The sequence below is a fragment of the Azospirillum sp. TSO5 genome (assembly GCF_003116065.1).
Lineage (GTDB): Bacteria > Pseudomonadota > Alphaproteobacteria > Azospirillales > Azospirillaceae > Azospirillum.
This window is the reverse complement of record NZ_LGQY01000006.1, coordinates 62,476-88,992: the sequence shown is the minus strand read 5'-3', so window position 1 is coordinate 88,992 and position 26,517 is coordinate 62,476. Positions and strand designations below refer to the sequence as shown.

The window sequence follows — 26,517 nt, the reverse complement described above, 5'->3', positions numbered from 1 at the left end:
TCACATCGGGAACCACCGCCATGATCCGCCACCTCGCCAACCGCCGCCTGCCCGCCCTGATCCTCGGCGCCGCCCTGCTGACCCTTCCGGTCACGGTGCAGGCCGCCACGGTTGCGGCTCCGGCTGCCGGCATGGCGGCCCCGGCGCCCGATGTGGTCTATGGCATGCCGCATGTCGAGGCGGTTCTGTCCGACGCGCTGTCGCGGGTCATCACCGCCGGCCGGCTGCAGATGGAGCTGGACAACCGCGCGGTCGAACTGCGCGCCCCCCAGGGCGCCGGCGGGCTGGCGGTGGAGAACCTCTATTACAGCCCGGTCCAGGGCCGCTTCGCCGCCGAGATCGTGGTGACCGGCAGCCAGGTGCGCCTGCCGGTTTCCGGCCGCGCCTTCGGCGTGGTGCAGATCCCGGTGCTGTCGCGCCGCGTCCTGCCCGGCGACATCATCGGCCCGGGCGACATCGACTGGCAGGACATGCGTGCCGACCAGACCACCAGCGACACCGCCGCCACCGACGCCCAGCTGATCGGCATGACCCCGAAGCGCGGCGTGTCCACCAACCAGCCCGTCCGCCTGCGCGACCTGCAATCGCCGCGCATGGTCGACAAGGGCGCCATGGTCACCATCACCCTGCAGACGCCGTCCATGACGCTGACCACCCAGGGCAAGGCCCTGCAGGACGGCGGGAAGGGCGAGGTGATCCGCGTCGTGAACACCCAATCCAACCGCATCGTCGAAGCGACGGTCGCAGGCCCCAACGTCGTCGCCGTGGCAAAGCCCGGCACCATCGCGCAGTAAGGAGAAAGCTCCAATGTCCGCCACCATGACCGCCCGTCTGATCCGCCTCGCGATGGTCGCCGCCGCCGCCACCTCCCTGACCGCCTGCGGCGCCGCTTCGCGCATCGCCGACATCGGCAAGGCCCCGGAGATGTCCGGCATCCAGGATCCGCAGGCCAAGCCCGGCTATCAGCCGATCAGCCTGCCGATGCCGACCCCGCTGCCGACGGAGCGCAACCCGAACTCGCTGTGGCGGACCGGCGCGAAGGCCTTCTTCAAGGACCAGCGCGCGGCCAAGGTCGGCGACATCCTGACGATCAACATCTCCATCGCCGATCAGGCCAAGCTGTCGAACGAGAGCAAGCGGTCGCGCGCCAACACCGAGAAGGCCGGCATGCCGAGCCTGTTCGGCCTGGAAGGCGCCACGCTGAGCCGCGTCCTGCCGGCCGGCGCCTCGGCCTCCAGCCTGGTGGACCTGTCGAGCGACACGTCGAACGACGGCAAGGGGTCGGTGAACCGCAACGAGCAGATCGACCTGAAGGTGGCGGCGCTGGTGGTCCAATCCCTGCCCAACGGCAATCTGGTCATCCAGGGCCGCCAGGAAGTCCGCGTCAATTACGAGCTGCGCGACCTGCAAATCCACGGCGTGATCCGCCCGGAAGACATCACCGCGCAGAACACCATCAGCTACGAGAAGATCGCCGAAGCCCGCATCTCCTACGGCGGCCGCGGCCAGATCACCGACGTCCAGCAGCCGCGCTATGGCCAGCAGCTGTACGACATCATCATGCCGTTCTGAGGACGGCGGGTTTAACGGTTGAATGACGGGGCCATGGGGGAGGAGTTCCCCTGTGGCCTTGGTGCATGGAATGTCGTCGGGAGGCCGGGCATTTGCCATCGTTTGCCATCGTTTGCCATCGTGATCGGACGCCCCGCTTATCGATACCCGATGGGCAATTGCTGCCGCCCGGTGGGTTGTGCCGGGGCGATCTTGCCGGGCCCTGATCTCCATGATGGCGAAGTGCGCGGCCGGCTCAGCCTTCCGAGGATTGCTGCGATAGCGCGGTGAACCCATCCATCACCCCAACCGCCATGTTGCCGCCGACGCGCCCCAAAGCCGGCCCGATAAGTTCGGTCGCGCGACGGTAAGCCTCGCGCTGGGCAACGCAGTCGATCAGATCAGCCGCGTTGGTGATGCTCTGGGACAAGGTGAGGTCGCTCGTCATTGTTCATCTCCTCGGACAAGCCAGGATCGGCAGGATGAGGATGACGATACGCATCGGCCCTTTGATCCGCTGTGGCGTGCTTCACGAACTTGGCCCGCGACCAATCCCTTTACAGAACGAATGCCGGTCCGGCGCCACCCCAAAAAGAAGCGGCCCGGCCTCCCAGGTGGAGAGCCGGGCCGTCTCGCTTTGGGATGGTTGCCGCCTACTGGTAGCCGCCTTCGCGGGCGCGGTCCTTGGCGGCTTCCTCCTGGGCTTTCTCGGTGACGCGGCTGATCTTACCGACGCCGGCCTTGTCGGTGTCGGCTGGCTTCTGCGGCGATTCGCTGCGGCCGGCATCGGCCGGATTCCGGTTGGGCTGGTCGGCCATCTTGCTGCTCCTTGGTCGTTTTTACGACTGGTGATGAGGAGGAAACAGCGGCAGCCGGAGATCATCGCGGGAGAAGGCTGGCGGCCTCAGACGGCCGGGTGGGCGGTCTCACCGTCGTTATCGCTTTCGGCACGGTCCAGGGCGGCGTTGATCTGGTCCAGCGTGCGGCCGCAGCCGGTGCAGACGTCGCCGTCGATGGCACACATGCCCAGGCAATCGGGATCGTCGCTCATGGAAGCTGGCTTTCCTTGCGGTTGGCGGTGCGGATCCATCCCTATCGGAAAGTAAATTCCATCTCAAGCGTCCGGGTCGGAGGCATAGGCGGAATGGGTTGCGGTCGGGGTGTTTAGCGTATAAAGCATCCACTCTTTCCACAACCTGCGAAGGTATGTATGCCAACGGCATTGCTGGTGTCCTGCGCGATGTATCGTCACGGCACCGCCAGAATGCCCGCCGCGCTGAAAGCAGCAGGATTTCGCGTCTTCGCGATCTGCCCCCAAAATTCCCTGCTCGAGTTCAGCGATCATGTCGACGGGCGGCACTCTTTCTCCCCGGGAATGTCGGTCGACGATCTGACGGTCACCGCCGCGCGTGCGGCGACGCAACTGGGTGCGAACATCGTCATCGGTTGCGAGGAAAGCGCGGTCAAGGTGCTCGGCTCCGCTGGCCGCCTGCTTGCGCAGGTGGCGGATGACAGCGCCGACGCACACAAGCTGCGCTTCCTCCAGGATTGGTACGGCGGCGTCTGCTGGGAAGAGACGCGCTCGCGCTGCGTGGAACTGGCGGCGGAAGCCGGCATTCGGACGCCACGTCAGGTCGTGGTCGATCCGCGGCGCACCGGTCCGAACGACCTGTCCGCCCTCAGCGCGCCGCTTCTGCTGAAATACGACGGCAGTTCCGCCGGTCGCGGTGTTTTTCTCGCGTCCGACGCCCGGCACGCGACCGAACTGTTGGCGGGACTGGATCAGACGAGCGCCTTTCCGGCCGGTCGGCGGGTCGTCGCACAGGAGTTCGTGCGCGGGCAGGCGGCGTCGGTATCGTTCTGCGCGCTGGGCGGGCGGATGCTGGAGGGCTTCGCCTATATCACCCTGCAGCATCAGCAGTCCCCCTTCGGTCCGGCCTCGGTGATCGAGCTGGCGGACCTGCCACAGTTGATGGACATGGCCCGCCGGATGGTGGAGTTGACCCGCTATTCCGGCTTCGGCGGCATCGACGCCATCCTGCCGGCGGATGGCGGCCCGCCCGTCTTCCTGGAGTTCAACGGCCGCCCGACCCAGACCACCCATCTCGGTCGTCTGGCGGGCAGCGACCTGTGCCGGGCGATGGCCTGCACGCTGGACGGCCGGCCCTATGAAGGCGTGTTCGGCCGGACTTCCGGCAAGACGGTCGCCCTGTTCCCGGCGGAATGGGCCCGCGATGCCAACAGCCGCTATCTGACCGCGGCCCACCATGACGTGCCTTGGAGCGAACGGCGGATGACCGCGGCGATCCTGAGCATCACGCCGCAGTTGCACCCGGCCTGACCGCTCATTGCGGCGGCTGGTCCAGCGACAGTTCGCCGGTCACCTCGTGCGTCAGATCGATGCCGTCGACCGTCAGCACCATGCGGACCGGCAGTGACTTCATCCCGGCCAGCCGTCCTTCCGCCAGCGCGCGGCCGACGGCCAGTTCGATCTCCCGCTGGGAGGTGACACCGACCTGCTTGAGGAATTTGCGCAGGTCGAGGTTGAAGGTCTCGTTGTCCATGTCCGGCCTCCGGGTTGGGAACCGCTGTTTCGCCTGCCGTTCCGAACCCCCGGGGAGCGGCGTTGGTTCCATGGCCGGCCCTGCCCTTATTTGGACAACGCCTCGCCAGGATACAGCACGCCCGGCCCCCCGTCCTCCCGCGCAACCAGCCGCAGGCCGGCGGCGGTGAAGGCCGCAGTCAGCAAGGTCTCCGTACTCCGGTGCAAGGCGTGACGGCCCTTTTCGAAGTCGCGGATGGTCCCGCGGGAGACCGTCGCCCGATCCGCCAGTTCCTCCTGCGTCCAGTCGAGAAAGCCGCGGGCCGCTCGGCACTGACCCGGAGTCAAAACACCCTTCGTAAGCATATTTTTCTCCGAGAAAGCTTGGCCAGAAACGTTGAAGTTGACCATTTCCACCACAATATTGGCATCACCACCCCGGAATCCAAGTTCCATCCGCGCCCTTCCCCTGCCGCCGGAGACGCCGCCGCATGGCCCATCACGTTCCCCTGATCGCCACCATGGTGGCCGCCATCGTCCTGGCCTTCGTCTTCGGCGCCTTGGCCCACCGGCTGCGCCTGTCGCCGCTGGTGGGATATCTGCTGGCCGGCGTCGCCATCGGCCCCTTCACGCCGGGCTTCGTCGGCGACATGCAGTTGGCATCGCAGTTGGCGGAAATCGGGGTGATCCTGCTGATGTTCGGCGTGGGGCTGCATTTCTCGCTGAGCGACCTGATGAAGGTGAGGTCGATCGCCATTCCGGGCGCGGTGGTGCAGATCGCCATCGCCACGGCGATGGGATGGGGGTTGGCCCGCTTTCTCGGCTGGAATTTGGCGGCGGGGCTGGTCTTCGGCCTGGCGCTGTCGGTGGCGAGCACGGTGGTGCTGCTGCGCGCCCTGGAGCAGTTGGACCTGTTCCGCACCGAACGGGGACGGATCGCCATCGGCTGGCTGATCGTCGAGGATCTGGCGATGGTGCTGGCGCTGGTGCTGTTGCCGCCGGTGGCCACCATGCTGGAAAGCGGCAGCGGGCTGGACGGCGAGGTGCTGTGGTCGCTGGCGCTGACGCTGGGCAAGGTCGCACTGTTCGTCGCCCTGATGCTGGTCGGCGGCCGGCGGATCGTGCCCTGGGTTCTGGACCGCATCGCCCGCACCGGCTCGCGCGAGCTGTTCACCCTGTGCGTCCTGGCGCTGGCGCTCGGCATCGCCTATGGCTCCGCCACCCTGTTCAGCGTGTCCTTCGCGTTGGGCGCCTTCTTCGCCGGGATGGTGCTGAACGAATCCGATCTCAGCCACCGGGCGGCGGAACAGACCCTGCCCCTGCAGGACGCCTTCGCCGTGCTGTTCTTCGTATCGGTCGGCATGCTGTTCGACCCGTCGGTGCTGACCCGGTCGCCATGGGCGGTGCTGGCGACGTTGGCGATCATCCTGCTGGGGAAGTCGGCGGCGGCCTTCGGTCTCGTCCTGCTGTTCCGCTATCCGTTGCGCACGGCGGTGACGGTGGCGGTCAGTCTGGCGCAGATCGGCGAGTTCTCCTTCATTCTGGTCGCGCTTGGCATGCAACTGGGCATCCTGCCGGAAGAGGGCCAGGGGCTGATCCTGGCGGGCGCCCTCCTGTCGATCACCGCCAACCCGCTGCTGTTCGCAGCGGTCCAGCGCCTGTTCCCGGATGAGGCGGAGCCGCTGCCGCCGGCCGACACCGCGCCGGAACTCCGCGATTACCAAGCCTTGAGCGGCCATGTCATCGTCGTCGGCCATGGGCGGGTCGGCCGCTTCGTCACGCAGGCCCTTCAGGAGGTGCCCGCGGAGGAAGAGCGGCCGGTGGTGGTGATCGACCTGCAGCGCGAACGGGTGAAGACCCTGCAGGCGGCCGGCGTGCGTGCGGTCTACGGCAATGCAGCGGCGGCTGGAATTCTGGAGCGCGCCGGGGTGCAGGGAGCCTCGCTGCTGCTGGTCACCGTTCCCGATGCGCTGGAGGGTGGCGGCGTGGTGCAGCAGGCCCGGACACTGAATCCAACGATCGCCATCGCCGCCCGTGCCCACAGCGACGAGGCGGTGGCCCATCTCGACCGCACCGGCGCCGATGTCGTCTTCATGGGCGAACGCGAGATCGCGCGGCGGATGTTCGAATATGCCGGCCGCACCGATGGGGACGAGGCAAATGGAGCCGGACTGCTGGCAGCGACCTGAAAACGGCGAAAGCGCCGGTCAGGGACCGGCGCTCTCAAATCCGTCGGTGCAACGTCCGGCGAAGCACACGCCCCCTCCCCCGGCGACCGGCACCGGGAAGGCCGTGACCTGCCGGAAGACGGCGCGGCGTCAGTCGTCGCGCTGGGTCCGTTCCATCCGCTCGTGACGCTCCTGGGCCTCCAGGCTCAGCGTCGCGATCGGGCGGGCGTCCAGCCGGCGAACGGAGATGGGGTCGCCCGTCTCCTCGCAATAGCCGTAGCTGCCGTCGACCAGCCGCTCCAGCGCGGCGTCGATCTTGGAGATCAGCTTGCGTTCGCGGTCACGGGTGCGCAGTTCCAACGCGCGGTCGGTCTCCGCCGAGGCGCGGTCGGCGATATCCGGTTCCTGGATACCGCCTTCCTGGAGGCTGTTCAGCGTGCCGGTTGATTCCGCAAGAAGCTCCGCGCGCCAGCGCAGCAGCTTCTGGCGGAAATACTCCCGCATGATCGGGTTCATGAACTCCTCGTCTTCCGACGGGGAATAGTTCTGGGGCAGAAGCGGCGACGTCATCCGAAAGCATCCAGCGAAAAAGGGGTGATCCGGGCGGCGCGGAGTATAGGCACGCCACGCCGGGACCGCAACCCATTGGTTCGCCCCTAAAACGACCAAACAAGCCATTGGAATAAAAAAGATTTGTCAGAGTGGCACATTGGCCGCGCCGTGCCGCTACCCCATCGGGGCATGGGACCATGGGTCAGGCCGCGCCCTGCCCCGCCTGACTGCCGGCTCACGGCAACGGGGCGTCGGCCCACCGGCTCGGGAAGGCTCAGGAGGTGAGCTTCGCCAACTCGACCTGCGCCCGCAGGTCGATCTCGTCCAGAATTTCGGCCAGATTGGGATCGTCGACCTGGGCGCGGCGCGTCTGCACCACCTTCGCCAGATCGACCAGCTTCTGCATCGACAGGGTGCCAGACAGCAGGCCGTGCTGGATTTCCTCCAGCCGGTCGAGCATCTCCTCCGCCCGCATCTTGCCGCGCGAGGCGCGCGCGGTGGCGTCGTCGGTCGCATCGACCTCCTGCAAGGCCAGCACGCCCGAAACCCCGGCGGTGGCGGCGGTGCCGCTGACGCCATGGGCCGAGCCCGCCTCCCCCACCAATTGCTTGGAGAACGCGGCGCCGGACGAGCCTTCGGACTTGCCGGTGCGGCGTACCGAACCGCTGCCGCGTATGTTACCGGAGCCTTCGACTTTCATGATCCGTGCAACCGTTTGCAGTAAAGGATTCGTAAACGCGCGCACTGTAGATGGACCAACCTTAACATCCGGTCAAGGTTTGCCGCAATCGGGCAAAATTTGCCGGTCGGCTGTGACCGAAAGGCGCCATCTTTGGGCCGTTTTTCAGGACAAGCACGGATTGCTGCCGTTTCCGTCGTCTGGCACGGCGTTTGTATAGGGATGGGCACGAGTTCAGGAGTGTCCGCGTCATGCTTCCCACCGCCCTTCGCCTTCTGCGCCGCCGTGCCGTTCTGGCCGTGCTGACCGCCCTGCTGGCGTTCGGTGTCCCGGCCGCACCGGCATTGGCCGCATCCGCCCGTATCAAGGACATCGTGGATGTCGAGGGCGTGCGCGACAACATGCTGATCGGCTATGGCCTCGTGGTGGGTCTGAACGGCACCGGCGACAGCCTGAACAACTCGCCCTTCACCGAGCAGAGCCTGACCGGCATGCTGGAACGGATGGGCGTCAACACCCGCGGCACCAACCTGCGCACCAAGAACGTGGCGGCGGTGATGGTGACGGCGACGCTGGGCGCCTATGCCGCGCAGGGTACGCGCATCGACGTGACCGTGTCGGCGATGGGCGACTCCAAGAGCCTGCTGGGCGGCACCCTGCTGGTCACCCCGATGATGGGCGCCGACGGCGAGGTCTATGCCGTGGCGCAGGGGCCGATCGCGGTCTCGGGCTTCACCGCCCAGGGCCAGGGCGCCAGCGTGACCCGCGGTGTGCCGACCTCCGGCCGCATCTCTTCCGGCGCCATCGTGGAGCGGGAAATCCAGTTCTCGCTGGCCGAGTTGCCCGTGCTGCGGCTGTCCTTGCGCAATCCGGACTTCACCACCGCCCAGCGGGTGGCGACCGCCATCAACATCCAGCTGCGCGGCAACCGTGCCCAGGCGACCGACCCGGCCTCCGTCCTCATCAACGTGCCTGAGACGCGCCGCGGCGACGTGGTGGGGCTGGTGACGGAGATCGAACAGCTGCGCATCACTCCCGATCAGGTCGCCCGCGTGGTGGTCGACGAGAAATCGGGCGTCATCGTGATGGGCGAGAACGTCCGCATCTCCACCGTCGCCATCGCCCAGGGCAACCTGACCATTCGCATCACCGAAACCCCACAGGTCAGCCAGCCCGGCCCCTTCAGCCAGGGCCAGACCGCGGTGGTGCCGCGCACCGACATCCAGGTCGACGAACAGTCCAACAACCGCCTCGCCGTGATGAATTCCGGGGTGACCCTGCAGGAGTTGGTACAATCCTTGAATGCGCTTGGGGTGGGCCCGCGGGACATGATCGCCATTCTCCAGTCGATCAAGGCCGCCGGAGCTCTGCAAGCCGAGATCGAGGTGATCTGATGTCCATGAGCCCCGCCCTTTCCGCCGCTTCGGCCCCGCGCAGTTCCTCGCCAGCCTCTTCACTGGTCGAGCGCGCCCAGGCCGCCGGATTCGGCGTGCGGACCCTGGCAAAGATTTCCGATCTGGAGGCCAAGACCGACCCGGCAAAGCTTGCCCAGCTGCGCAAGTCGGCCAACGAGTTCGAAAGCCAGTTCGTGTCGCAGATGCTGAGCCCGATGTTCGAGGGGATCCAGACCGACGAGACCTTCGGCGGCGGGCGCGGCGAGGAAATGTTCCGGCCGATGCTGGTCGAGCAGTTCGGCAAGCAGATCACCCAGCGCGGCGGCTTCGGCATCGCCAAGCAGGTTTACGCAGAGCTTCTTCGCGCCCAGGAGGCCAGCCATGGATAAGGTCGACGTCCGTTTCCCGCAGCCGGCCAAGCCGGCCGCCAACCTGCCGAAGAATGCGCTGGAACGCGCGGTGGCGCTGATCGAGCTGATGGGCCGCCTGACCACCCTGCTGGAGCGCGAGGCCGCCGCCGTCCGTGCCCGCCGCCCGGCCAAGGAGCTGGCGCAGATCGTCAAGGACAAGCAGCCGATGACGCTGGTCTATGAGGAGATCAGCCGCATGCTGCGCGTCGACCGCGAAGGGCTGATGGGTTTGCCGCAGGAGATGAAGACCGCGCTGAAGGATGCGACCGGCAAGCTCTATGCCGCCACCGCCGACAATGCGGAGGCCCTGCGCATCGGCGGCGAGGCGCAGAAGGTGATGGTCGACACCGTGGTCACCGTCATCACCCGCCAGCAAAAGGCGCCGACCACCGCCTATGCCGCCCACATGGGCGGGGGCCGCGGCTATTCCCCGCCGCCCAGCGGGCCGCGCACCTCGGCGGCGCTGAACACCCGTCTTTGATCCCAACCGCCTTCATCCGTGACTGCCGAGATTTTTCGGACGGCCGCCTCTCTCCACAGGGGCGGCCTTTTTCTATGCGGGCCTTTGTCCTTGGGGGCCGGTTCCCTGGGATTGGGCCGCTGCGGCAAGAAAGACCCCCGCACCCGGCGGAAATTGCCGGTCCGGCCTGCACCATGGGGCGGGAACTGCCAACCCGCACCGCATGAATGGCCCAATGGCGCGGAGTCCCAACTGGCCCGCCTGTTGCATTGGTCTCTCCGCATCGCTGTCGGTGCGTTCCGCCGTCCCTGAGAGGCCGTTCCATGGAAGTCCAATCGAACAACATCGCCGCATCCTTGTTCGACGGTCTCAGCCAGTCCCAGCAGACGCAGGGGACGGGGGCGAAGAACGACCTGTTTTCCAAGATGATGGACCGCATGCTGACCGACGCCGCCGCGCGCAAGCGCGAGCAGGCCGATGCGGCGGCACGCGACTCCGCCAAGGACGCCGCAAAGGACGCGGCCAAGGAGGCCAGCGACGCCCGTAAGGCGGAGGCCCAGCGCAAGCAACCGGTGCGCGCCGAACCGAAGCCGGACCTGACCCGCGAGCGCACGGCCCAGGCCGCCCGTCCGGCCACCGATGCCGCCGACACTACCCGCGCTCCGGAGCCGAAGACCGCCAAGGCCGACGACGACCGCAAGGTTCAGGCCGGACAGGACGACCGCCGGCCGGCCAAAGCCGAAAAGCCGGCGAAGGATCCGAAGGCAGAGGCGGCGAAAGCCGATCCCTCCAAGACTTCCGCGGCGAAGACGGACGACACCAAGACCGTGGCGGCCGACGAAGCCGCTGCGACTGAGGATGCCACCGCTTCAACTGAGGATGCCGGTCAGAGCGAAACCGCGTCGGCCGATGCCGCAGGCGACGGTGACCCGACCGCCACAACCGACGAACAGGCCCAGCCCGGCGACCAGTCCACCACAGAACAGCCTCCGGCCGCTCAGCCGGTGCCGCCGCAACCGGTGCCGCAGGCCAGCGATCTGATCCTCGCCGGACTGATGCCGGCCGGACAGGCCGCGGCGAAGGATCCCACCGACGAGGCGGGCGCCGGCGCAGAAGACACTGCCAAGGCCGGAGCCGCGGCGACCGGCACGGCCGGCGCCCTCGATCCCGCCGCCCAGCATGCCCAGGCGCAGGCTGCCGCTGCCGCTGCCGCTGCCGGCGCGACGGCGGGCGGACAGGCCGCCGGTGCCGACGTGGCCGCGAAGGCTGCCGGCAAGGGTGGTGCCGTGGATGGCGACGCCGCGAAGACCACGGACGCCTCCCAGGCCGACGCCGGCGCCGAAGCCCTGCCGAGCGACGAGGACGTCGCCCTGCCCGACCGCTTCGCCGACCTGCTGGCCGCAGCCAAGGCCAAGACGGGTGAAGCCAAGCAGAACGGCAAGCATGCCGGCAGCGAGGGCAGCGGCCGGAACGACGCCCAGCCCCAAACTCAGGCGATGCCGCAGCAGCCGGTTTCGCCGGCTCCGCCCGCCGTCCCGGTGGCGGAAGCCGTGACGTCCGCTGCGACGGGTACGGCCACCGCGGCGCTGGAGGGCATCGATGCGGCCGGCTCGGCCGGCGGGGCATCCGGCACGTCCACCGCCAGCCCGCACACCCACCCGGCCCTGGCCGCGATGGAAGGCGTCCACGGCGGCATTCCCGGCCTCGACCAGCCGCAGGCGACCGCGACGCTCCGCCCGTCGCGCGGCGCCGGCATGCCGATGGGCGTACACGACCAGATCGCCGTCCATATCAAGAAGAATGTCGGCGACGAGGTCGACCAGTTCACCATCAACCTGCATCCGGCCGAGCTTGGCCGGATCGACATCAAGCTGGACATCGGCGCCGATGGCCGGGTCAACGCGATGGTCGCGGTGGAAAAGGCGCAGACCCTCGAACTTCTGCAGCGTGACAGCCGCAGTCTGGAACGCGCCTTGCAAGACGCCGGACTGCAGACGGACTCGAACAGCCTGAACTTCAGCCTGCGCGGCGAAGGCAACCCCTTCGCCGGCGACGGCCGGGGCGACGGCAAGAACGGTGGATCGGGTCGGCGCGGCCGCGGCTTCGGCGGGGGTGGCGACGATGACGGGACCGACAGCGCCGTCTACACGGCAACGCTCGGCAACGGGCGCGTCGACATCCGCGCCTGACGGCGACGCCGGCGGCCAACCCGCCTCAGCCCACCGTCACATGAGAGATATCGGCCGCAAGGCCAACGAAGGACGACCGCGATGACCACGACGACCAACACCACCAGCCCGACCCTGAACCAGTACGGCACCTATTCGGGTGGCCTGTCCACCGGGTCGAAGACGGCGTCCGAAACCGGCAAGACCCCGCAGACCGATGCCGACAAGACCGCGTCGGCGACCAAGGGCCTCGGTGACAATTTCCAGACGTTCCTCACCATGCTGACCACGCAGATGAAGAACCAGGACCCGCTGAAGCCGCTCGACACCAACGACATGACCAAGCAGCTGGTCGATTTCGCCAACGTCGAGCAGAACATCGGCACCAACAGCCGCCTGGACAAGCTGGTTCAACTGCAGTCGGCCGGCACCGCGTCGACCAACCTCGCCTATCTCGGCCGCACCGTCGCCTTCGAGGGCGACAGCTTCCAGTACAACCAGGGCATGGCCCAGGCGCCGCTGGGCTACGAGTTGGAAACCTCGGCCAAGTCGGTGCGCGTCGACATCCTGGATGCCAACGGCAACATCATCCGCTCGATGCCGGGCGAGACCACCGCCGGCACCAAGCATGCGGTCAGCTGGGACTTCAAGGACAACAACGGCCGCGCGGTGCAGCCCGGCACTTACCGCATGAACGTCGCGCCGGTAGCGGAGAACAAGAACGACACCATCAAGACCACCACCTACACCTTCGGCACCGTCGCCGGTATCGGCAGCAACAAGGACGGCGAAACCGTGCTGAACATCGGCACCAGCGAAGTCCCGCTGTCGAAGCTGACCACCGTCTATTGATCGGGATCCGTTGCGCACACGGATTGTCGGCACGCTTACCGGACGGGCGCCGCGACCGCCCTGTCCGTTCGGATGACCGACTACCACCCGATAAAAAGTTAACCCTTTCGTTTAGGCATTTGTTAAGTGCCGGCGCCTACAGTACCCCGAAATCGTGGAATCCACAGTTTGGGTTGGAGCGTCCGCGCATGGCACTCATCGAACTCGACACCGGCGACGACTCTGCAGCCGGTGCATCGGTCATTGGTCCTGAGGGGCGTCCCATGACCGAAAACGACCTTCCCCCGCCCGACACCAAGCGTTGGGTGATGCGCCGCAAGGCGGAAGTGGTCGCCGGCGTCCGTTCGGGCCTGATCAGCCTGGAAGAGGCCTGCCGCCGCTATACCTTGTCGGTGGAGGAATTCCTGTCCTGGCAGCGGCTGATCGACAGCCACGGCATGCGCGGCCTGCGCGCCACCCGCCTGCAGGATTACCGCCCCGGCCAGCCCGTCCGCGACCGCATCGGCGCGGACTGAGGCAGCGCATACAGAGTCGACGAAGCGCCGCAGGGCTGACCTGCGGCGCTTTGTTGCGTTTGGGGCGATTGAGCCCGGGGGCATCCGTCGCCTATGGCCGCGCCTGCGCACACGCCGCGTCGATCAGCATCGCAGCCGCGCTTGCCACCGCGTCGTTGGCCGGTCCCAAGTCCAGCGCCCGCCCGGCTGCATAGGCGCCTTCCATCAGCAGCTGCAATTGACCGCACAGCCGGTCCGGATCGTCGGCTCCGGCCGCCACCGCCAACCTGTGCAGGCGGTCGCGGACCATCCGCTTGTGGGCCAAAGCCAGCGCACGGGCGGGGTTGGCGGGGTCGCGCAGTTCGGCGGCGGCACTGGTGAAGGGGCAGCCCTGGAATTTCGGATGATCGATCCAGTGGGCGAGCGCCACGAAAAGCGCCTTCATCTGGGCGCGCGGATCGCCGGGATGGCGGGCCACCACCCGGTCCCACCACGCGCCATGCTGGGCGATGCTGCGTTCCAGATAGGCGCAGACCAGATCGTCCTTGGACGCGAAGTTCCGGTACAGGCTCATCTTCGCGACGCCGGATTTGGCGATGATTGTGTCGATGCCGACCGCGCGGATGCCTTCGCGATAGAACAGTTCCGCCGCCGTATCGAGAATCCGCTCCCGCGCCGACTTCCTTGCGCTCGTCGCCTCTGACATTCCCACCCCATGCGTTCCGAACGGCCGGGTTCAAGCCCGCCGTTGACAATGATACAGACCTGTCTCTACCATCGCAACGAAGAGACAGGTCTGTATCATCGCCGGGCGATCCGGACCTGACCACCACAATGAACGGAGTTCCGGGGGATGCGCTATTTCGAGGATGTCACGGTGGGCGACCGCTTCACCGGCGGGCCGCTGACGGTCGAGGCTGCGGAGATCGTCGCCTATGCCGAGAAGTTCGACCCGCAGCCCTTCCACCTCGATCACGATGCGGCAAAGGACACGCTGTTTCGCGGGCTGGCGGCCAGCGGCTGGCATACCGCCGGGATGACCATGCGGATGATCGTCGGCAGCGACGCCGAACTGGCGGGCGGCTATATCGGCATGGGGGTCGATTCCATCGGCTGGCCCCGCCCGACCCGGCCCGGCGACGTGCTGCGCATCGAGATGGAGGTGATGGAGGCCCGCCGTTCCGCCAAGCGTCCCGACCAGGGCGTGCTGCGGGTGAAGACCACCACCTTCAACCAGAATGACGAGGTGGTGCAGACCATGATCGCCAACCTGCTGGCACCCGGCCGCCCCACCTGAAAAAGCAAACACCTGAAAAAGAAAGCCCCCGCATCCGGGAGTGGATGCGGGGGCGGCAGTTTTTGCTCTCTCAGTCGCGGGTTTCTACCGTCAGCGCTTCAGGCCGGCGGTGAAGGCGAAGTTGTCGAAGGAGTTCTCGGCCACCCGGAACCACAGATACTCGTCGTCGCGGAACTTCTTCCACGGCTCGTAGATCTTGGCGAACTTCGGGTTGGTCTTCGCCGTTTCCTCATACAGCTCGGTGGCGGCCTTGTAGCAGGCCTCCATCACGTCGCGCGGGAAGGGGCGCAGCTGGGCGCCGCCGCCGACCAGACGCTTCAGCGCCGCCGGATTTTCGGCGTCGTACTTGGCGGCCATGGTCACGTTGGCCTCGAAGCAGGCGGCCTCCAGAACGGCCTTGTACTGCTTGGGCAGCTGTTCCCACTGCTGCTTGTTGACCAGCAGCGAGACGGTCAGACCGCCTTCCCACCAGCCCGGATAGTAGTAGTACTTGGCGACCTTGTTGAAGCCGAGCTTCTCGTCGTCGTACGGGCCGATCCACTCGGCGGCGTCGATGGTGCCCTTTTCCAGCGACGGATAGATGTCGCCGCCGGCGATCTGCTGCGGCACGGTGCCGAGCTTCGCCAGAACCTGCCCAGCGAAGCCGCCGATGCGGAACTTCAGGCCCTTCAGATCCTCGACGGTCTTGATCTCCTTGCGGAACCAGCCGCCCATCTGCACGCCGGTGTTGCCGGCCGGGAAATTCACGACGCCGTAGCCGTCGAAGAACTCGCGCAGCAGCGCCATGCCGCCGCCATTGTAGATCCAGGCGTTCTGCTGGCGGGCGTTCAGGCCGAAGGGCACCGTCGCGTCGAAGGTGAAGGTCGGATCCTTGCCGACATAGTAATAGCTGGCGGTGTGGCCGCATTCGACCGTGCCGTTCTGCACCGCGTCCAGAACCTGCAGGCCAGGGACGAGTTCACCGGCGGCGAAGGGACGGATCTGGAACTTGCCGTCGGTGGCCGCGGCGACGCGGGCGGCGATGGTGTCGGCGGCGCCGTAAATGGTGTCCAGGCTCTTGGGGAAGCTGGACGCCAGACGCCAATGGATCTCCGGCTGGGTCTGCGCGATGGCGGGGGCCGCGAGCGTGCTGGCGGCGACGCCGACACCGGCGGAGGTCAGGAAGGAACGACGCTTCATGAACGTTTCCTCATCGTTATGGCCATGGCGTCGGTTGAACGATGACGCCATTTGCCGAACAAAAGGCACCATGGTGCCTGAACAATTCTAAAAATCGCGATGGCTGTAGGACAATTCGTCAAAACGCATGGCTTCCATTCCCACCCTATTCCATCGCATGGAAAATACAGTTCGCAGGCGCGACTGAAACGGCGACAGAAGTCCGTCGACCTCTGCGGGATTTTCAAAGCAATGCATCGCTGGAAGAAACGAAGACTGGCGTCCGCTCCTGAGAGCATCCATCAGCCGCATCGATCAACCGCGGAACCGTCTTGCCGTCATCTGAATGGTTACGTGTACCGATGATATATGCGACGCGCGGAATGGCACCCACCCCTACTTTCGTTCATCCACACCAAGCCCGAGACACGCCATCGGCCACGCCACCTGCAATCGCTTCGTACGCACACAAAGGCGAGCACACGCGATCGCATGCAACTTGCAGCTTCCAACGGGATGGGATGCTTGGCATGTTTGCCGCGCGGTCGGGGCGGTCGGGGCGGTGGAACGGCCACCGCCCGCGCCGCACCAACGGAGGGCAAGAGGATGGACAAAATCCTCACTCTCCTGATCCTGCTGTTGCAGGTGGTCAAGCTGGTGCTTGAGTACCTGAACCGCTGATCGGGTCGGCGCGTCGGGGGTCACGACCTCGGCGCGCCTTCCCCGAAAATAGTGCTTTTTCACGCCGACGGCAACGCCTCACCCCCAACATGCGCTTCACGATCGGCGATGGGAGAGAATCGCGAGCGCTCAAGGAACGCCAACCGGCCGACGGTGCTTGGGATGCAGGCACAGCAACACGCCGCCCAACAGAAACCCGGCCGCCAGACCGCCCGCATGCGCCGCCCAGCCAACCTCGGCAAGCGGCGAGTCGGCTTTCGGCGGCACCAGCGTCATTGCCGCGTTCAACAGCGCGAAAACCAGGATCGCCCCCTGGACCAACCGCCGGGGCAAGCGTCGCGACAGCAGCCCGAAGCGCGGCCGCATCCACAGGAAGGCGCCCATCAGCGCGCAGATCGCCCCACTCGCTCCGATCAACGGCGCCATCCGGTCGACGGCGAGCAGCCCCTCCATCAGCGCCGCCGCCACCATTCCAGTGAAGAACAGCGACAGATAGCGGAGATGCCCGGCCTCCCGCTCCACCACGTCGCCCAACAGCCACAGCACGGCCATGTTGGAGACCAGATGCGTCAGGTCGCCGTGGATCAGCACATGCCCGAACAGCCCGCGCCACAGCGCACCGGTGGGCAGCGGCCCGGCCAGTTCGACCGTTCCAAAGAAATAGGCGGGAACGAAGGCGAAGGATTCCGGCGGCAGCCGCAGGACGAAGGCCAGCACGCAGACAAGGATGACGGTGCGGTTGGCATAGGGCGGTATGGGCACGATGGCGACCGGTCCAGTTCCTCCGCTCCGGCCACGCCGGTCCAGCGCCAGCGCCATCCCCTGCCCCCGCTGTTCGGTGCCGCCGCTTCGCGCGGCGATAAGTCTCACCCCAATGTAAGAAGGGGTATTGGCGAAAAACAGCCGTTTTCTACGCTGCTCAGGGTCCTCCTATACCGGTCGGACGGATTGGAGCGCCGGCCACCGGCTGGCACAGTGGCTCTACCACCCGGTGAGAGTCCCTTCGCCGGGCAATGACAACCGGGGAAGAAACGACCATGAACGAACGTCAGGATACCGGCAGCATGACGGTGGACCGCCAGGGGCGCGTCATGGTGCTGACCATGAGCGATACCGGCACCCGCAACGCGCTGGGCTTGAAGATGATGGCTGCCGGCCGCGACGCGCTGGACGAGGCGACGCACGACCCCGGCATCGGCGCCATCGTGCTGACCGGCGCAGACGGCGCCTTCAGCAGCGGCGGGCACCTGAACAACCTCTATCATCACGGCAGCCGCTCACGGTCGGAGAATCGGGACGGGATCGAACGTTTCCACGGCTGGGTCCGGGCGATGCGCGAATGTCCCAAGCCGATCATCGCCGCGGTGGAGGGGCCGGCCGCTGGCGCCGGCTTCTCGCTGGCGCTGGCATGCGATCTGATCGTCGCGGCGGAGGACGCGCAGTTCCTGACCGCCTATGTCAGGGTCGGGCTGACCGCCGACGGCGGTGCCTCCGCCTCGCTTGCCCGCGCGCTGCCGCCGCAGCTTTATGCCGAACTGATGCTGACCGGCGGCCCGGTCGATGCGGCGCGCCTGCATGCCGCCGGCGTCGTCAACCGCGTCACCGCGCCGGGCCGGGCGCTGGGCGAGGCGACCGCCTGGGCGCAGACCATCGCCGAGGGGCCGGCCGGCGCCATGGGCCGGGCGAAGAAGCTGATGGAACTGGCTTATGGCAGCTTCGCCACCCAGCTCGCTCGCGAAAGCGACCTGTTCGTCGAGGCCTTGCACCATGGCGAGGCGAAGGAGGGCATCACCGCCTTCTTCGAGAAACGCCGGCCGGTGTTCCACAAGCGTTGAGGGAAGCGACGGAGCCGGGCGTCGCGGATCGCGGCGCCCGAACGCGCGTCACCCCGCCGCAATTGACACATGGGTATGTTCCGGCTGCTCTTTGCGGGCCGTGCGGCATGCTGCCGAACGGCGTCCGAAAGGAGGTGACGCGAGTGAAGAAGTTCCTGAGGTGGCTCGACCGCTTCTGGTTCAGGTTGAAGATCGAACTGGAAACCGGCTTCAACAAGGATCAGGACAGGTAAGAGCCAAGGGGCGGGGTCGGGAAACCGGCTCCGCCTTCAGGACGAGGACTCGCGTCACCTCCTGACCGCTGAGGGTACCATCGCCGCCGAAGAGTTCAAGGCGGCAAGCGATCTGCAGCCCCGCGATGGGACATTGGACAAGTTGTATTTCGGCAAGGCGCCTTCAGCCTTGAGGCTGCCCAGTGCGATAAATTCTCGCCATGGCGATCGTCATTCCAATTTCATACGATTGCATGTTGAATGCAGCTGCGCATCGGTTGTAGAAACTATTCGCATGACACAACCGCGCCGCCCCTTGACCGACGCCGAACGGCTCGACTGGATCCGCCTCATCCGCACGGAGAATGTGGGGCCGATCACCTTTCATCGCTTGCTTGAGCAGTATGGCAGCGCCGCCAGGGCACTGGACGCCCTGCCGGATTTGGCGCGGCGCGGCGGGCGGGCAAAGCCGTTGCGCATCGCCTCCAAGGCCGAGGCGGAGCGGGAGGTGCAGGCCAACCGGCGTTTCGGCGCTCAACTGCTCTGCGCTTGCGAACCCGATTACCCGGAACCGCTGGCTGCGGTGGATGATGCGCCGCCGGTGATCTCCGTCGTCGGACACGCCCATCTGCTGCGGCGGCGCGCGGTCGCCATCGTCGGCGCGCGCAACGCCTCGCTGAACGGCAAGAAGTTCGCCGAATCGCTCGCGCGCGAACTCGGGGCGGCCGGGCTGCTGGTCGTCTCCGGCCTTGCCCGCGGCATCGACACCGCCGCCCATGCCGGTTCGATCGCCAGCGGCACCGCCGCCGTGCTGGCCGGCGGCATCGACGTCGTCTATCCGCCGGAGAATGACGGGCTGTACCGCGACATCGTGGCGCAGGGTGTGGTGGTGGCGGAAAGCCCCATCGGCACCCAGCCGCAGGCCCGCCATTTTCCCCGCCGCAACCGCCTGATCTCCGGCCTGTCACTGGGTGTGCTGGTGGTGGAGGCGGCGTTACGCTCCGGCTCCCTCATCACCGCGCGGATGGCTCTGGAACAAGGGCGCGAGGTGATGGCGGTGCCGGGTTCCCCGCTCGATCCGCGCTGCCATGGCACCAACAACCTGCTGCGCCAGGGCGCCACGCTGGTGGAACGGGCCGACGACGTGCTGCGCGCCATCGAGAACCTGAGGCCGCCGACGCTGGCGGAACGGCAGCGCGACCTGTTCAGCACCCCCATCCATACCCCCGCCCCTGCGGCGGAACCGGACGAATCCGACCTTGCCAAGGCGCGCGCCCTGGTGCTGGAAAACCTGGGCCACTCGCCCGTCACCATTGACGAACTCGTTCGCGGGTGCCAATTGTCCGCTCCGGTGGTGCTGACCGTGGTTCTGGAACTTGAGCTTGCCGGCCGAGTCCAGCGTCTTCCCGGTCATCAGGTCTCTCTCGCCTGATCGGCATCGCCGTGGTTTGGGTGGGCATACGCGAAGGGCTGGTTTCTTGCCGGGCAGCAACGTCGTCATCGTCGAATCGCCGGCCAAGGCGAAGACCATCAACAAGTATCTGGGCGACGACTATACCGTCATCGCCAGCTTCGGCCATGTCCGCGACCTTCCGGCGCGGGACGGTTCGGTGCGCCCGGATGAAGACTTCGCGATGGAATGGGAACTTGGCGACCGCTCCAAGCGCCACATCGACGAGATCGCCAAGGCGGTGAAGTCGGCCGACCGCATCTATCTCGCAACCGACCCGGATCGCGAGGGAGAGGCCATCGCCTGGCACCTGTCCGAACTCCTTCGCGAAAAGCATCTGTCCGACAATCGCGACGTACAGCGCGTCACCTTCAACGAAATCACCAAGTCCGCCGTCCAGACCGCGATGGCCAACCCGCGCGCCGTGTCGCAGGAGTTGGTCGACGCCTATCTGGCGCGCCGGGCGCTGGACTATCTGGTCGGCTTCACCCTGTCGCCGGTGCTGTGGCGCAAGCTGCCCGGCTCCAAGTCGGCCGGCCGCGTGCAGTCGGTGGCACTGCGCCTGATCTGCGAGCGCGAGTCGGAGATCGAGGTCTTCAAGCCGCAGGAATACTGGTCGATCGCGGTCGGTTTCACCACGCCGGCCGGGTCCTCCTTCACCGCGTCGCTGACCCAACTGGACGGCAAGAAGCTCGACAAGTTCGGCCTGCCCAACCAGGAGGCGGCCGAGGCCGCGGTGGCGAAGATCCGCCCACAGACCTTCGCCGTGTCGCAGGTCGAGCGCAAGCAGAGCCGCCGCAACCCGTCGCCGCCCTTCACCACCTCCACCCTGCAGCAGGAGGCCTCGCGCAAGCTGGGCTTCGGCGCCACTCGCACCATGCGCACGGCGCAGAAGCTGTATGAGGGCGTCGACATCGGCGGCGAGACGGTCGGCCTCATCACCTACATGCGAACCGATGGCGTCAGCCTGTCGCAGGAGGCCATCGACGGCGCCCGCAGCCTGATCGGCTCGCACTATGGCGAGCGTTACGTCCCGGCCCAGCCGCGCGTCTACAAGACCGCCGCTAAGAACGCCCAGGAGGCCCACGAGGCCATCCGTCCGACCGATCTGCACCGCCGCCCCGAATCGGTGTCCGGCTATCTGGAAAGCGACGAGCTGCGGCTGTACGAGCTGATCTGGAAGCGCACTCTGGCCAGCCAGATGGAAAGCGCCGTGCTGGACCAGGTTGCGGTGGACATCGCCAGCCCGTCGAAGGACGTGGTCCTGCGCGCCACCGGCTCCATCGTCGTGTTCGACGGCTTCCTGAAGGTCTATCAGGAGGACCGCGACGACGCGGCCGAGGATGACCAGCAGGAACGCCGCCTGCCGGCCATGGACCAGGGCGACGCTCTGGACCGCGGCGACATCGTCCCGGACCAGCATTTCACCCAGCCGCCGCCGCGCTATTCCGAAGCCAGCCTCGTCAAGAAGCTGGAGGAGCTGGGCATCGGCCGGCCGTCCACCTATGCCTCGATCCTGCAGGTGCTGCAGGACCGCAACTATGTGCGGCTGGACAAGCGGCGCTTCATCCCGGAAGACCGCGGCCGGCTGGTGACCGCCTTCCTGGAGAACTTCTTCCACCGCTATGTGGAGTACAACTTCACGGCGGAGCTGGAAAACCAGCTGGACGAGATCTCCGACGGCAAGATCGATTGGAAGACCGTCCTGCGCGACTTCTGGACCGCCTTCGACGTGGCGGTGAACGGCACCAAGGATCTGACGATCACCCAGGTGCTGACCACGCTCGACAACGAACTCGGCGCCCATTTCTTCCCCGCTGCCACCGAGGACGGCCACGACCCGCGCGTCTGCCCGGTCTGCCGCGAGGGCCGGCTGGGGCTGAAGCTCGGCAAGATGGGCGCCTTCATCGGCTGCTCGCGCTATCCGGAATGCCGCTACACCCGGCCGCTGGCCGTCGCCAACGACGAGAACGGCGAGGCGCAGGAAGGTCCGCGCGAGCTGGGCAACGACCCGGAGACCGGCCTGCCGGTGACGGTGCGCCGTGGCCCGTACGGCGCCTATATCCAGTTGGGCCCGGCGCCCACCGCAGCGGTCGCTCCGCCGGAGGAGCCTGCGGCGGAAGAGCCTGCCGCCGACGGCAAGAAGCCGAAGGCGAAGAAAAAGAAGAAGGACGACACGCCCAAGCCCAAGCGGGTGTCGCTACCCAAGGGCATGGCCGCGGCGGACGTCGATCTCGACACCGCGTTGAAGCTGCTGGCCCTGCCCCGCGTCATCGGCAATCACCCGGAAACCGGCGAGGAAATCAGCGCCGGCATCGGCCGCTTCGGCCCCTATCTGAAGCATGGCAGCGTCTACAAGTCGCTGACGCCCGATGACGACGTGCTGACCATCGGTATCAACCGTGCCGTCGACCTGCTGGCCGGCGCTGCCAAGAAGGCGTCGGCCCCGGCCAAGACGCTGGGCGACCACCCGAAGACCGGCAAGCCGATCACCATGGGGTCCGGCCGCTTCGGTCCCTATGTGAAGCACGCCAGCGTCTATGCCTCGATCCCCAAGGGGACCGAGCCGGACAGCGTCACGCTGGAACAGGCGCTGGAGCTGATCGACGCCAAGGTCGCCAAGGACGCCGCCAAGAAGGGCAAGGCCCCGAAGGAGGCCGAACCGGCCAAGGCCGAGGGCGCGGAGGCGGAGAAGCCCGCCAAGGCGAAGGCCGCCGCGAAGAAGCCCGCCGCCAAAAAGGCGACCAAGGCCAAGGCCGCCAAGGATGCTCCGGCGGAAGCCGCCGCGCCGAAGAAGAAGACCGCCAAGGCATCGTAACCGAAGTCCCCTCTCCCACCCCGGGAGAGGGATTTTCGCACGCAATTTTCCTACTAAAATAAAAGACATTAAAGCAGTTCAGACAAATTTTTCTGTTGAAATCCCCATAGGCCTGTCGTCTCATTGTCCCTGCCCTGCAGGTTACCCGTGTCACCCGCAGGCCCGGCGCGTTAAGCTGCCGGCGGTGCGCAACCAAAGGAATACGGGAGGACAACGACCATGAGCGCCGCGGTTTCGACACAGGATTCCCATTCCCCGCAGGAAACACCGCTGGTCCTGCGCGAGGATCGCGATGGGGTCGCCACGCTGACGCTGAACCGGCCGAAGGCGCGCAACGCGCTGTCGGTCGGACTGATGGCGGCGCTGCAGGACGCGCTCGACACCATCGACGAGGACCGTTCCGTGCGCGCCGTGGTGCTGGCCGGGGCCGGCGGCGCCTTCTGCGCCGGGCATGACCTGAAGGAGATGCGCGCCGCCCCGTCGCGCGAGCTGTACGAGGCGCTGTTCACCCAGTGCTCCCGCCTGATGCTGACGATCAACCGTGTCCGCCAGCCGGTGATCGCCAAGGTGCGCGGCGTGGCGACCGCCGCCGGCTGTCAGTTGGTGGCGACCTGCGACCTTGCCTATTGCGAGGAGGACGCGCGCTTCGCGACGCCGGGGGTGAACATCGGGCTGTTCTGCTCGACGCCGATGGTGGCGCTGACCCGCGCGGTCGGGCGCAAGGCGGCAATGGAAATGCTGCTGCTGGGCGACCTGATCGACGCCGAGGAAGCGGAGCGTATCGGCCTCGTCAACCGCGCGGTGCCGACCGACCAGCTGGACGAGGTGGTGGACAGCGTTGCCGCCAAGATCGCGTCCAAGTCGCCGCTGACCCTCGCCACCGGCAAGGAAGCCTTCTACCGTCAGATCGACCTGGACGTGGAAGGCGCCTATGCCTACGCCGCCAAGGTGATGACCGAGAACATGATGGCGCAGGATGCCGCCGAGGGAATCGACGCCTTCCTGGGCAAGCGCACGCCGGTCTGGTGCGGCCGATGACCGATCCCAAGCTGAGCGATCTCAAGATCACCGAGCCGGCCGACTACACCGACGCCTTCCTGCGCGGCGTGCTGGAAAACGCGAAGAGCATCGCCGTGGTGGGGGCCAGCGCCGACCCGGTGAAAGCCAGCTTCTTCGTGATGAAGTACCTGCGCGACAAGGGATATCAGGTCATCCCGGTCAACCCGAAGATGGCGGGCCAGACCATTCTCGGCCTGCCGGTCTACGCCAGCCTGAAGGATTTGCCGGAGCCGCCGGACATGGTCGACATCTTCCGCAACTCCGCCGCCGCCGTTGGGGTGACGGACGAGGCGATCGCCGCCGGGGCCAAGGTGGTGTGGATGCAGTTGGGCGTCCGCAACGACGAGGCGGCGGCGCGGGCCCAGGCCGCCGGCCTGACCGTGGTGATGGACCGCTGTCCGAAGATGGAAATCCAACGGCTCTACGGCGAAATCGGCCGGATCGGGGTCAATTCCAACGTGCTGATGACGCGCCGCATGGCGCCGACGAAATCGTTCAAAAAGCTGATCTGAAAAATTGGGGGAATCACGCAGATGACTGAGCAGAAGAGCTTCGGCTTCGAGACCCGCGCCATCCATGCCGGCGCCGCTCCCGACCCGGCGACCGGCGCCCGGCAGACGCCGATCTACCAGACCACCAGCTTCGTCTTCGAGGATGTCGACGACGCCGCCTCTCTGTTCAACCTGCAGAAGGTCGGCTTCATCTACTCCCGCCTGACCAACCCGACGGTGGCGGTGCTGGAGGAGCGTCTGGCCAATCTGGAAGGCGGCGCCGGCGCCACCGCGACCTCCTCCGGCCATGCCGCCCAGCTGCTGGCGCTGTTCCCGCTGATGGCGCCGGGCGATCACATCGTCGCGTCAAAGAAGCTCTATGGCGGTTCGCTGAACCAGCTCGGCATCAGCTTCCCGCGCGCCTTCGGCTGGCAGCCGAGCCTCGTCGACACCGACGACGTGGACAACGTCAAGGCGGCGCTGACCGAGAAGACCAAGGCCATTTTCGTGGAGAGCCTCGCCAACCCCGGCGGCGTGGTGACCGACATCGAAGCCATCGCCAAGATCGCCGACGAGGCCGGCATCCCGCTGATCGTCGACAACACGCTGGCCACCCCCTACCTGATCAACCCGATCCAGTGGGGCGCCACGCTGGTGGTGCATTCCACCACCAAGTTCCTGTCCGGCAACGGCACCTCGGTCGGCGGCGTGGTGATCGACAGCGGCAAGTTCGACTGGAGCAAGTCCGGCAAGTTCCCGGCGCTGAGCGAGCCGGACCCCGGCTATCACGGCCTGCGCTTCCACGAGACCTTCGGCCATCTCGCCTTCACCATCCACGGCCATGCCGTGGGCTTGCGCGACCTGGGGCCGAGTCAGGCGCCGATGAACGCCTTCCTGACGCTGAACGGCATCGAAACCCTGCCGCTGCGCATGCAGCGCCACGCCGACAGCGCGCTGAAGGTGGCGCAGTTCCTGGAAAGCCATCCGGCGGTCGGCTGGGTCAGCTATGCCGGGCTGGAGTCGTCCAAGTACCGTGACCTCGCGAAGAAGTACCTGCCGCGCGGTGCCGGTGCGGTTCTGACCTTCGGCGTCAAGGGCGGCTTCGAGGCCGGCGTGAAAATGGTGGAGAGCGTGGAGCTGTTCAGCCACCTCGCCAACATCGGCGACGCCCGGTCGCTGATCATCCACCCGTCCTCTACCACCCACCGCCAGTTGTCGGCGGAGGCCCAGGCCTCGGCCGGCGCCGGTCCCGACGTGATCCGCCTGTCGATCGGGCTGGAGACGCCGGAGGACATCATCGCCGACCTTGATCAGGCACTGAACAAGACACTGGCCTGACGATCTGGCGGGGAGCGCGCCGGTGTGGCCGTCGCGCTCCTGACGGCGGACTTGGCTTGTTGATAATGACATTGTCATTACGCTGTGGCAGGCTATCTCCCTAACCGGAGGTGGCCGCCATGCAGCCTGTCGAACCGTCAGAAGAGAAGCCCCGGCGCGAGACGCTGAACATCCGCATCCGCCCGGAAGAGCGCAGCCTGATCGACCGGGCAGCCCAGGCGCAAGGCAAGAACCGCACCGACTTTATCCTGGAAGCGGCTCGCCGCGCCGCCGAGGATGCCCTGCTCGACCGCGCGATCATCGCCGCCAGCCCGGACGCCTATGCCGAGTTCCTGGCCCGTCTCGACGCACCGCCCAAGCCGAACGATAGGCTGCGCCGGACAATGCGGACAGCCGCCCCCTGGGACCGCGAATGACGCTGTCCGCGCCGGAACCGCTTGCGCCCCACCACCGCGTCGACCTGTTTGACTCCGGCACGCCGTCGCTGGACACTTGGCTGAGGCGCCGGGCGATGGCAAATCAGGCCAGCGGTGCGTCGCGGACCTTCGTCGCCTGCGCTGGCGACGAAATTGCCGGCTATTACGCTTTGGCATCAAGCGCGGTGGCAGTCACCGATGCGCCGGGACGTTTCCGCCGCAACATGCCCGACCCAATCCCGGTGGTGGTGCTGGCGCGGCTCGCCGTTTCGCGGACACGGCAGGGGCAGGGTCTCGGCCGGGCGCTGTTCCGTGACGCCGCCCTGCGGGTCGTGCAGGCGGCCGATCTGATCGGCGTCCGCGGATTGATGGTTCATGCATTGTCGGAAGAGGCGAAGAGCTTTTATCTCCGCCTCGGCCTCGATCCCTCGCCGATTGACCCGATGATGCTGATGGTCACTCTGGCCGACCTGCGGGAGAACCTGTAGCGCA

General features: G+C 66.8%; 29 protein-coding genes. 19 read left to right on the top strand and 10 right to left on the bottom strand.

Annotated elements, in window-relative coordinates; translation table 11 throughout:
- The first annotated feature begins 20 nt into the window (after positions 1 to 20).
- Positions 21 to 794 (top strand): flagellar basal body P-ring formation chaperone FlgA, encoded by a 774-nt coding sequence (flgA, locus tag TSO5_RS01220; RefSeq protein WP_109149885.1) that lies wholly within the window; start codon positions 21 to 23, stop codon positions 792 to 794.
- A gap of 13 nt (positions 795 to 807) precedes the next feature.
- Positions 808 to 1,572, top strand: coding sequence for a flagellar basal body L-ring protein FlgH (flgH, locus tag TSO5_RS01215; RefSeq protein WP_199230785.1), 765 nt, complete (start codon positions 808 to 810; stop codon positions 1,570 to 1,572).
- Between the two features lie 235 nt (positions 1,573 to 1,807).
- Here flgH and TSO5_RS01210 read toward each other — a convergent pair whose 3' ends face one another.
- From TSO5_RS01210 to TSO5_RS01205, 3 genes are all read right to left on the bottom strand, one after another.
- Positions 1,808 to 1,999, bottom strand: a complete 192-nt coding sequence (locus TSO5_RS01210; protein ID WP_109149884.1) for a hypothetical protein — start codon at positions 1,997 to 1,999, stop codon at positions 1,808 to 1,810.
- A 205-nt stretch (positions 2,000 to 2,204) separates the two neighbouring features.
- Positions 2,205 to 2,369, bottom strand: coding sequence for a hypothetical protein (locus TSO5_RS32520; protein ID WP_158282326.1), 165 nt, complete (start codon positions 2,367 to 2,369; stop codon positions 2,205 to 2,207).
- 86 nt (positions 2,370 to 2,455) lie between these two features.
- The gene (locus tag TSO5_RS01205; protein ID WP_158282325.1) at positions 2,456 to 2,602 is read right to left on the bottom strand and encodes a DUF1289 domain-containing protein; all 147 of its coding nucleotides are present in this window, start codon (positions 2,600 to 2,602) and stop codon (positions 2,456 to 2,458) included.
- A gap of 324 nt (positions 2,603 to 2,926) precedes the next feature.
- Between TSO5_RS01205 and TSO5_RS01200 the strand changes: the two genes are divergently transcribed.
- Positions 2,927 to 3,892, top strand: coding sequence for an ATP-grasp domain-containing protein (locus TSO5_RS01200; protein WP_158282324.1), 966 nt, complete (start codon positions 2,927 to 2,929; stop codon positions 3,890 to 3,892).
- A gap of 4 nt (positions 3,893 to 3,896) precedes the next feature.
- Here the strand turns inward: TSO5_RS01200 and TSO5_RS01195 are convergent, their stop codons facing one another.
- Positions 3,897 to 4,115 (bottom strand): DUF6494 family protein, encoded by a 219-nt coding sequence (locus TSO5_RS01195; RefSeq protein ID WP_109149881.1) that lies wholly within the window; start codon positions 4,113 to 4,115, stop codon positions 3,897 to 3,899.
- Between the two features lie 86 nt (positions 4,116 to 4,201).
- Positions 4,202 to 4,549 carry a helix-turn-helix transcriptional regulator gene (locus TSO5_RS01190; RefSeq protein ID WP_247870522.1) on the bottom strand — a complete coding sequence of 116 codons (348 nt, stop codon included), beginning with the start codon at positions 4,547 to 4,549 and terminating at the stop codon, positions 4,202 to 4,204.
- A 35-nt stretch (positions 4,550 to 4,584) separates the two neighbouring features.
- Between TSO5_RS01190 and ybaL the strand changes: the two genes are divergently transcribed.
- On the top strand, positions 4,585 to 6,282 hold the full coding sequence (ybaL, locus tag TSO5_RS01185; protein ID WP_109149880.1) for a YbaL family putative K(+) efflux transporter: 1,698 nt from the start codon (positions 4,585 to 4,587) through the stop codon (positions 6,280 to 6,282).
- 129 nt (positions 6,283 to 6,411) lie between these two features.
- Here ybaL and dksA read toward each other — a convergent pair whose 3' ends face one another.
- Both dksA and TSO5_RS01175 read right to left on the bottom strand, forming a co-directional pair.
- The gene (gene dksA, locus TSO5_RS01180; protein ID WP_012974451.1) at positions 6,412 to 6,831 is read right to left on the bottom strand and encodes an RNA polymerase-binding protein DksA; all 420 of its coding nucleotides are present in this window, start codon (positions 6,829 to 6,831) and stop codon (positions 6,412 to 6,414) included.
- 256 nt (positions 6,832 to 7,087) lie between these two features.
- Positions 7,088 to 7,513, bottom strand: coding sequence for a flagellar assembly protein FliX (locus tag TSO5_RS01175; protein WP_109073789.1), 426 nt, complete (start codon positions 7,511 to 7,513; stop codon positions 7,088 to 7,090).
- A gap of 230 nt (positions 7,514 to 7,743) precedes the next feature.
- Between TSO5_RS01175 and TSO5_RS01170 the strand changes: the two genes are divergently transcribed.
- From TSO5_RS01170 to TSO5_RS01145, 6 genes are all read left to right on the top strand, one after another.
- On the top strand, positions 7,744 to 8,886 hold the full coding sequence (locus TSO5_RS01170) for a flagellar basal body P-ring protein FlgI (protein WP_109073790.1): 1,143 nt from the start codon (positions 7,744 to 7,746) through the stop codon (positions 8,884 to 8,886).
- 5 nt (positions 8,887 to 8,891) lie between these two features.
- The gene (locus TSO5_RS01165; protein WP_247870521.1) at positions 8,892 to 9,275 is read left to right on the top strand and encodes a rod-binding protein; all 384 of its coding nucleotides are present in this window, start codon (positions 8,892 to 8,894) and stop codon (positions 9,273 to 9,275) included.
- Positions 9,268 to 9,777: a flagellar basal-body protein gene (locus tag TSO5_RS01160; protein WP_109149878.1), complete on the top strand. Its 510-nt coding sequence runs from the start codon at positions 9,268 to 9,270 to the stop codon at positions 9,775 to 9,777. The genes TSO5_RS01165 and TSO5_RS01160 overlap by 8 nt, the downstream gene beginning before the upstream one ends.
- 302 nt (positions 9,778 to 10,079) lie before the next feature.
- Entirely contained in the window at positions 10,080 to 11,945 is a 1,866-nt protein-coding gene (locus tag TSO5_RS01155; protein WP_109149877.1) for a flagellar hook-length control protein FliK, read from the top strand.
- An 81-nt stretch (positions 11,946 to 12,026) separates the two neighbouring features.
- Positions 12,027 to 12,776 (top strand): flagellar hook capping FlgD N-terminal domain-containing protein, encoded by a 750-nt coding sequence (locus TSO5_RS01150; RefSeq protein WP_109149876.1) that lies wholly within the window; start codon positions 12,027 to 12,029, stop codon positions 12,774 to 12,776.
- Between the two features lie 188 nt (positions 12,777 to 12,964).
- Entirely contained in the window at positions 12,965 to 13,291 is a 327-nt protein-coding gene (locus TSO5_RS01145) for a DUF1153 domain-containing protein (protein ID WP_109073795.1), read from the top strand.
- A gap of 91 nt (positions 13,292 to 13,382) precedes the next feature.
- On the opposite strand, the gene TSO5_RS01140 is transcribed toward TSO5_RS01145, so the two are convergent.
- On the bottom strand, positions 13,383 to 13,976 hold the full coding sequence (locus tag TSO5_RS01140; RefSeq protein ID WP_109149875.1) for a TetR/AcrR family transcriptional regulator: 594 nt from the start codon (positions 13,974 to 13,976) through the stop codon (positions 13,383 to 13,385).
- A 147-nt stretch (positions 13,977 to 14,123) separates the two neighbouring features.
- Here TSO5_RS01140 and TSO5_RS01135 point away from each other — a divergent pair, with 147 nt between their 5' ends.
- Positions 14,124 to 14,567 carry a MaoC family dehydratase gene (locus tag TSO5_RS01135; RefSeq protein ID WP_109149874.1) on the top strand — a complete coding sequence of 148 codons (444 nt, stop codon included), beginning with the start codon at positions 14,124 to 14,126 and terminating at the stop codon, positions 14,565 to 14,567.
- Between the two features lie 90 nt (positions 14,568 to 14,657).
- On the opposite strand, the gene TSO5_RS01130 is transcribed toward TSO5_RS01135, so the two are convergent.
- A complete protein-coding gene (locus TSO5_RS01130; RefSeq protein WP_109149873.1) occupies positions 14,658 to 15,746 on the bottom strand; it encodes a TRAP transporter substrate-binding protein in 1,089 nt (362 codons plus the stop codon).
- A 789-nt stretch (positions 15,747 to 16,535) separates the two neighbouring features.
- Positions 16,536 to 17,225, bottom strand: a complete 690-nt coding sequence (locus tag TSO5_RS01125) for a rhomboid family intramembrane serine protease (RefSeq protein WP_109149872.1) — start codon at positions 17,223 to 17,225, stop codon at positions 16,536 to 16,538.
- A gap of 218 nt (positions 17,226 to 17,443) precedes the next feature.
- On the opposite strand from TSO5_RS01125, the gene TSO5_RS01120 reads away from it, so the two are divergent.
- The 8 genes from TSO5_RS01120 to TSO5_RS01090 all read left to right on the top strand — a co-directional run bounded on the left by TSO5_RS01120 (position 17,444) and on the right by TSO5_RS01090 (position 26,513).
- Positions 17,444 to 18,241, top strand: coding sequence for an enoyl-CoA hydratase (locus tag TSO5_RS01120; protein ID WP_109149871.1), 798 nt, complete (start codon positions 17,444 to 17,446; stop codon positions 18,239 to 18,241).
- A 507-nt stretch (positions 18,242 to 18,748) separates the two neighbouring features.
- Positions 18,749 to 19,885: a DNA-processing protein DprA gene (gene dprA / locus TSO5_RS01115; RefSeq protein ID WP_109149870.1), complete on the top strand. Its 1,137-nt coding sequence runs from the start codon at positions 18,749 to 18,751 to the stop codon at positions 19,883 to 19,885.
- A gap of 46 nt (positions 19,886 to 19,931) precedes the next feature.
- Complete coding sequence (gene topA / locus TSO5_RS01110) at positions 19,932 to 22,721, top strand: type I DNA topoisomerase (protein ID WP_109149869.1); 2,790 nt, start codon at positions 19,932 to 19,934, stop codon at positions 22,719 to 22,721.
- 219 nt (positions 22,722 to 22,940) lie between these two features.
- Positions 22,941 to 23,759, top strand: a complete 819-nt coding sequence (locus TSO5_RS01105; protein ID WP_109149868.1) for an enoyl-CoA hydratase — start codon at positions 22,941 to 22,943, stop codon at positions 23,757 to 23,759.
- On the top strand, positions 23,756 to 24,292 hold the full coding sequence (locus TSO5_RS33180) for a CoA-binding protein (protein ID WP_247870520.1): 537 nt from the start codon (positions 23,756 to 23,758) through the stop codon (positions 24,290 to 24,292). The genes TSO5_RS01105 and TSO5_RS33180 overlap by 4 nt, the downstream gene beginning before the upstream one ends.
- A gap of 21 nt (positions 24,293 to 24,313) precedes the next feature.
- On the top strand, positions 24,314 to 25,609 hold the full coding sequence (locus tag TSO5_RS01100) for an O-acetylhomoserine aminocarboxypropyltransferase (RefSeq protein WP_247870519.1): 1,296 nt from the start codon (positions 24,314 to 24,316) through the stop codon (positions 25,607 to 25,609).
- Positions 25,610 to 25,728: 119 nt separating this feature from the next.
- Positions 25,729 to 26,025: a DUF1778 domain-containing protein gene (locus tag TSO5_RS01095; RefSeq protein ID WP_109149867.1), complete on the top strand. Its 297-nt coding sequence runs from the start codon at positions 25,729 to 25,731 to the stop codon at positions 26,023 to 26,025.
- Positions 26,022 to 26,513, top strand: coding sequence for a GNAT family N-acetyltransferase (locus tag TSO5_RS01090; protein ID WP_109149866.1), 492 nt, complete (start codon positions 26,022 to 26,024; stop codon positions 26,511 to 26,513). Before TSO5_RS01095 ends, TSO5_RS01090 begins: the two co-directional genes overlap by 4 nt.
- Positions 26,514 to 26,517: the final 4 nt, after the last annotated feature.

Bases quoted from the DNA above. Each gene is read 5' to 3' on its own strand.
- TSO5_RS33180 (WP_247870520.1), top strand. From the start codon at position 23,756: ATGACCGATCCCAAGCTGAGCGATCTCAAGATCACCGAGCCGGCCGAC.
- TSO5_RS01135 (WP_109149874.1), top strand. From the start codon at position 14,124: ATGCGCTATTTCGAGGATGTCACGGTGGGCGACCGCTTCACCGGCGGG.
- dksA (WP_012974451.1), bottom strand. From the start codon at position 6,831: ATGACGTCGCCGCTTCTGCCCCAGAACTATTCCCCGTCGGAAGACGAG.
- TSO5_RS01190 (WP_247870522.1), bottom strand. From the start codon at position 4,549: ATGGAACTTGGATTCCGGGGTGGTGATGCCAATATTGTGGTGGAAATG.
- TSO5_RS01090 (WP_109149866.1), top strand. From the start codon at position 26,022: ATGACGCTGTCCGCGCCGGAACCGCTTGCGCCCCACCACCGCGTCGAC.
- TSO5_RS32520 (WP_158282326.1), bottom strand. From the start codon at position 2,369: ATGGCCGACCAGCCCAACCGGAATCCGGCCGATGCCGGCCGCAGCGAA.
- TSO5_RS01200 (WP_158282324.1), top strand. From the start codon at position 2,927: ATGTCGGTCGACGATCTGACGGTCACCGCCGCGCGTGCGGCGACGCAA.
- TSO5_RS01155 (WP_109149877.1), top strand. From the start codon at position 10,080: ATGGAAGTCCAATCGAACAACATCGCCGCATCCTTGTTCGACGGTCTC.
- TSO5_RS01170 (WP_109073790.1), top strand. From the start codon at position 7,744: ATGCTTCCCACCGCCCTTCGCCTTCTGCGCCGCCGTGCCGTTCTGGCC.
- TSO5_RS01175 (WP_109073789.1), bottom strand. From the start codon at position 7,513: ATGAAAGTCGAAGGCTCCGGTAACATACGCGGCAGCGGTTCGGTACGC.
- TSO5_RS01125 (WP_109149872.1), bottom strand. From the start codon at position 17,225: ATGGCGCTGGCGCTGGACCGGCGTGGCCGGAGCGGAGGAACTGGACCG.
- TSO5_RS01095 (WP_109149867.1), top strand. From the start codon at position 25,729: ATGCAGCCTGTCGAACCGTCAGAAGAGAAGCCCCGGCGCGAGACGCTG.
- TSO5_RS01205 (WP_158282325.1), bottom strand. From the start codon at position 2,602: ATGAGCGACGATCCCGATTGCCTGGGCATGTGTGCCATCGACGGCGAC.
- flgH (WP_199230785.1), top strand. From the start codon at position 808: ATGTCCGCCACCATGACCGCCCGTCTGATCCGCCTCGCGATGGTCGCC.
- flgA (WP_109149885.1), top strand. From the start codon at position 21: ATGATCCGCCACCTCGCCAACCGCCGCCTGCCCGCCCTGATCCTCGGC.
- TSO5_RS01150 (WP_109149876.1), top strand. From the start codon at position 12,027: ATGACCACGACGACCAACACCACCAGCCCGACCCTGAACCAGTACGGC.
- TSO5_RS01210 (WP_109149884.1), bottom strand. From the start codon at position 1,999: ATGACGAGCGACCTCACCTTGTCCCAGAGCATCACCAACGCGGCTGAT.
- TSO5_RS01100 (WP_247870519.1), top strand. From the start codon at position 24,314: ATGACTGAGCAGAAGAGCTTCGGCTTCGAGACCCGCGCCATCCATGCC.
- dprA (WP_109149870.1), top strand. From the start codon at position 18,749: ATGACACAACCGCGCCGCCCCTTGACCGACGCCGAACGGCTCGACTGG.
- TSO5_RS01165 (WP_247870521.1), top strand. From the start codon at position 8,892: ATGAGCCCCGCCCTTTCCGCCGCTTCGGCCCCGCGCAGTTCCTCGCCA.
- TSO5_RS01120 (WP_109149871.1), top strand. From the start codon at position 17,444: ATGAACGAACGTCAGGATACCGGCAGCATGACGGTGGACCGCCAGGGG.
- TSO5_RS01160 (WP_109149878.1), top strand. From the start codon at position 9,268: ATGGATAAGGTCGACGTCCGTTTCCCGCAGCCGGCCAAGCCGGCCGCC.
- TSO5_RS01195 (WP_109149881.1), bottom strand. From the start codon at position 4,115: ATGGACAACGAGACCTTCAACCTCGACCTGCGCAAATTCCTCAAGCAG.
- TSO5_RS01105 (WP_109149868.1), top strand. From the start codon at position 22,941: ATGAGCGCCGCGGTTTCGACACAGGATTCCCATTCCCCGCAGGAAACA.
- TSO5_RS01130 (WP_109149873.1), bottom strand. From the start codon at position 15,746: ATGAAGCGTCGTTCCTTCCTGACCTCCGCCGGTGTCGGCGTCGCCGCC.
- TSO5_RS01140 (WP_109149875.1), bottom strand. From the start codon at position 13,976: ATGTCAGAGGCGACGAGCGCAAGGAAGTCGGCGCGGGAGCGGATTCTC.
- TSO5_RS01145 (WP_109073795.1), top strand. From the start codon at position 12,965: ATGGCACTCATCGAACTCGACACCGGCGACGACTCTGCAGCCGGTGCA.
- ybaL (WP_109149880.1), top strand. From the start codon at position 4,585: ATGGCCCATCACGTTCCCCTGATCGCCACCATGGTGGCCGCCATCGTC.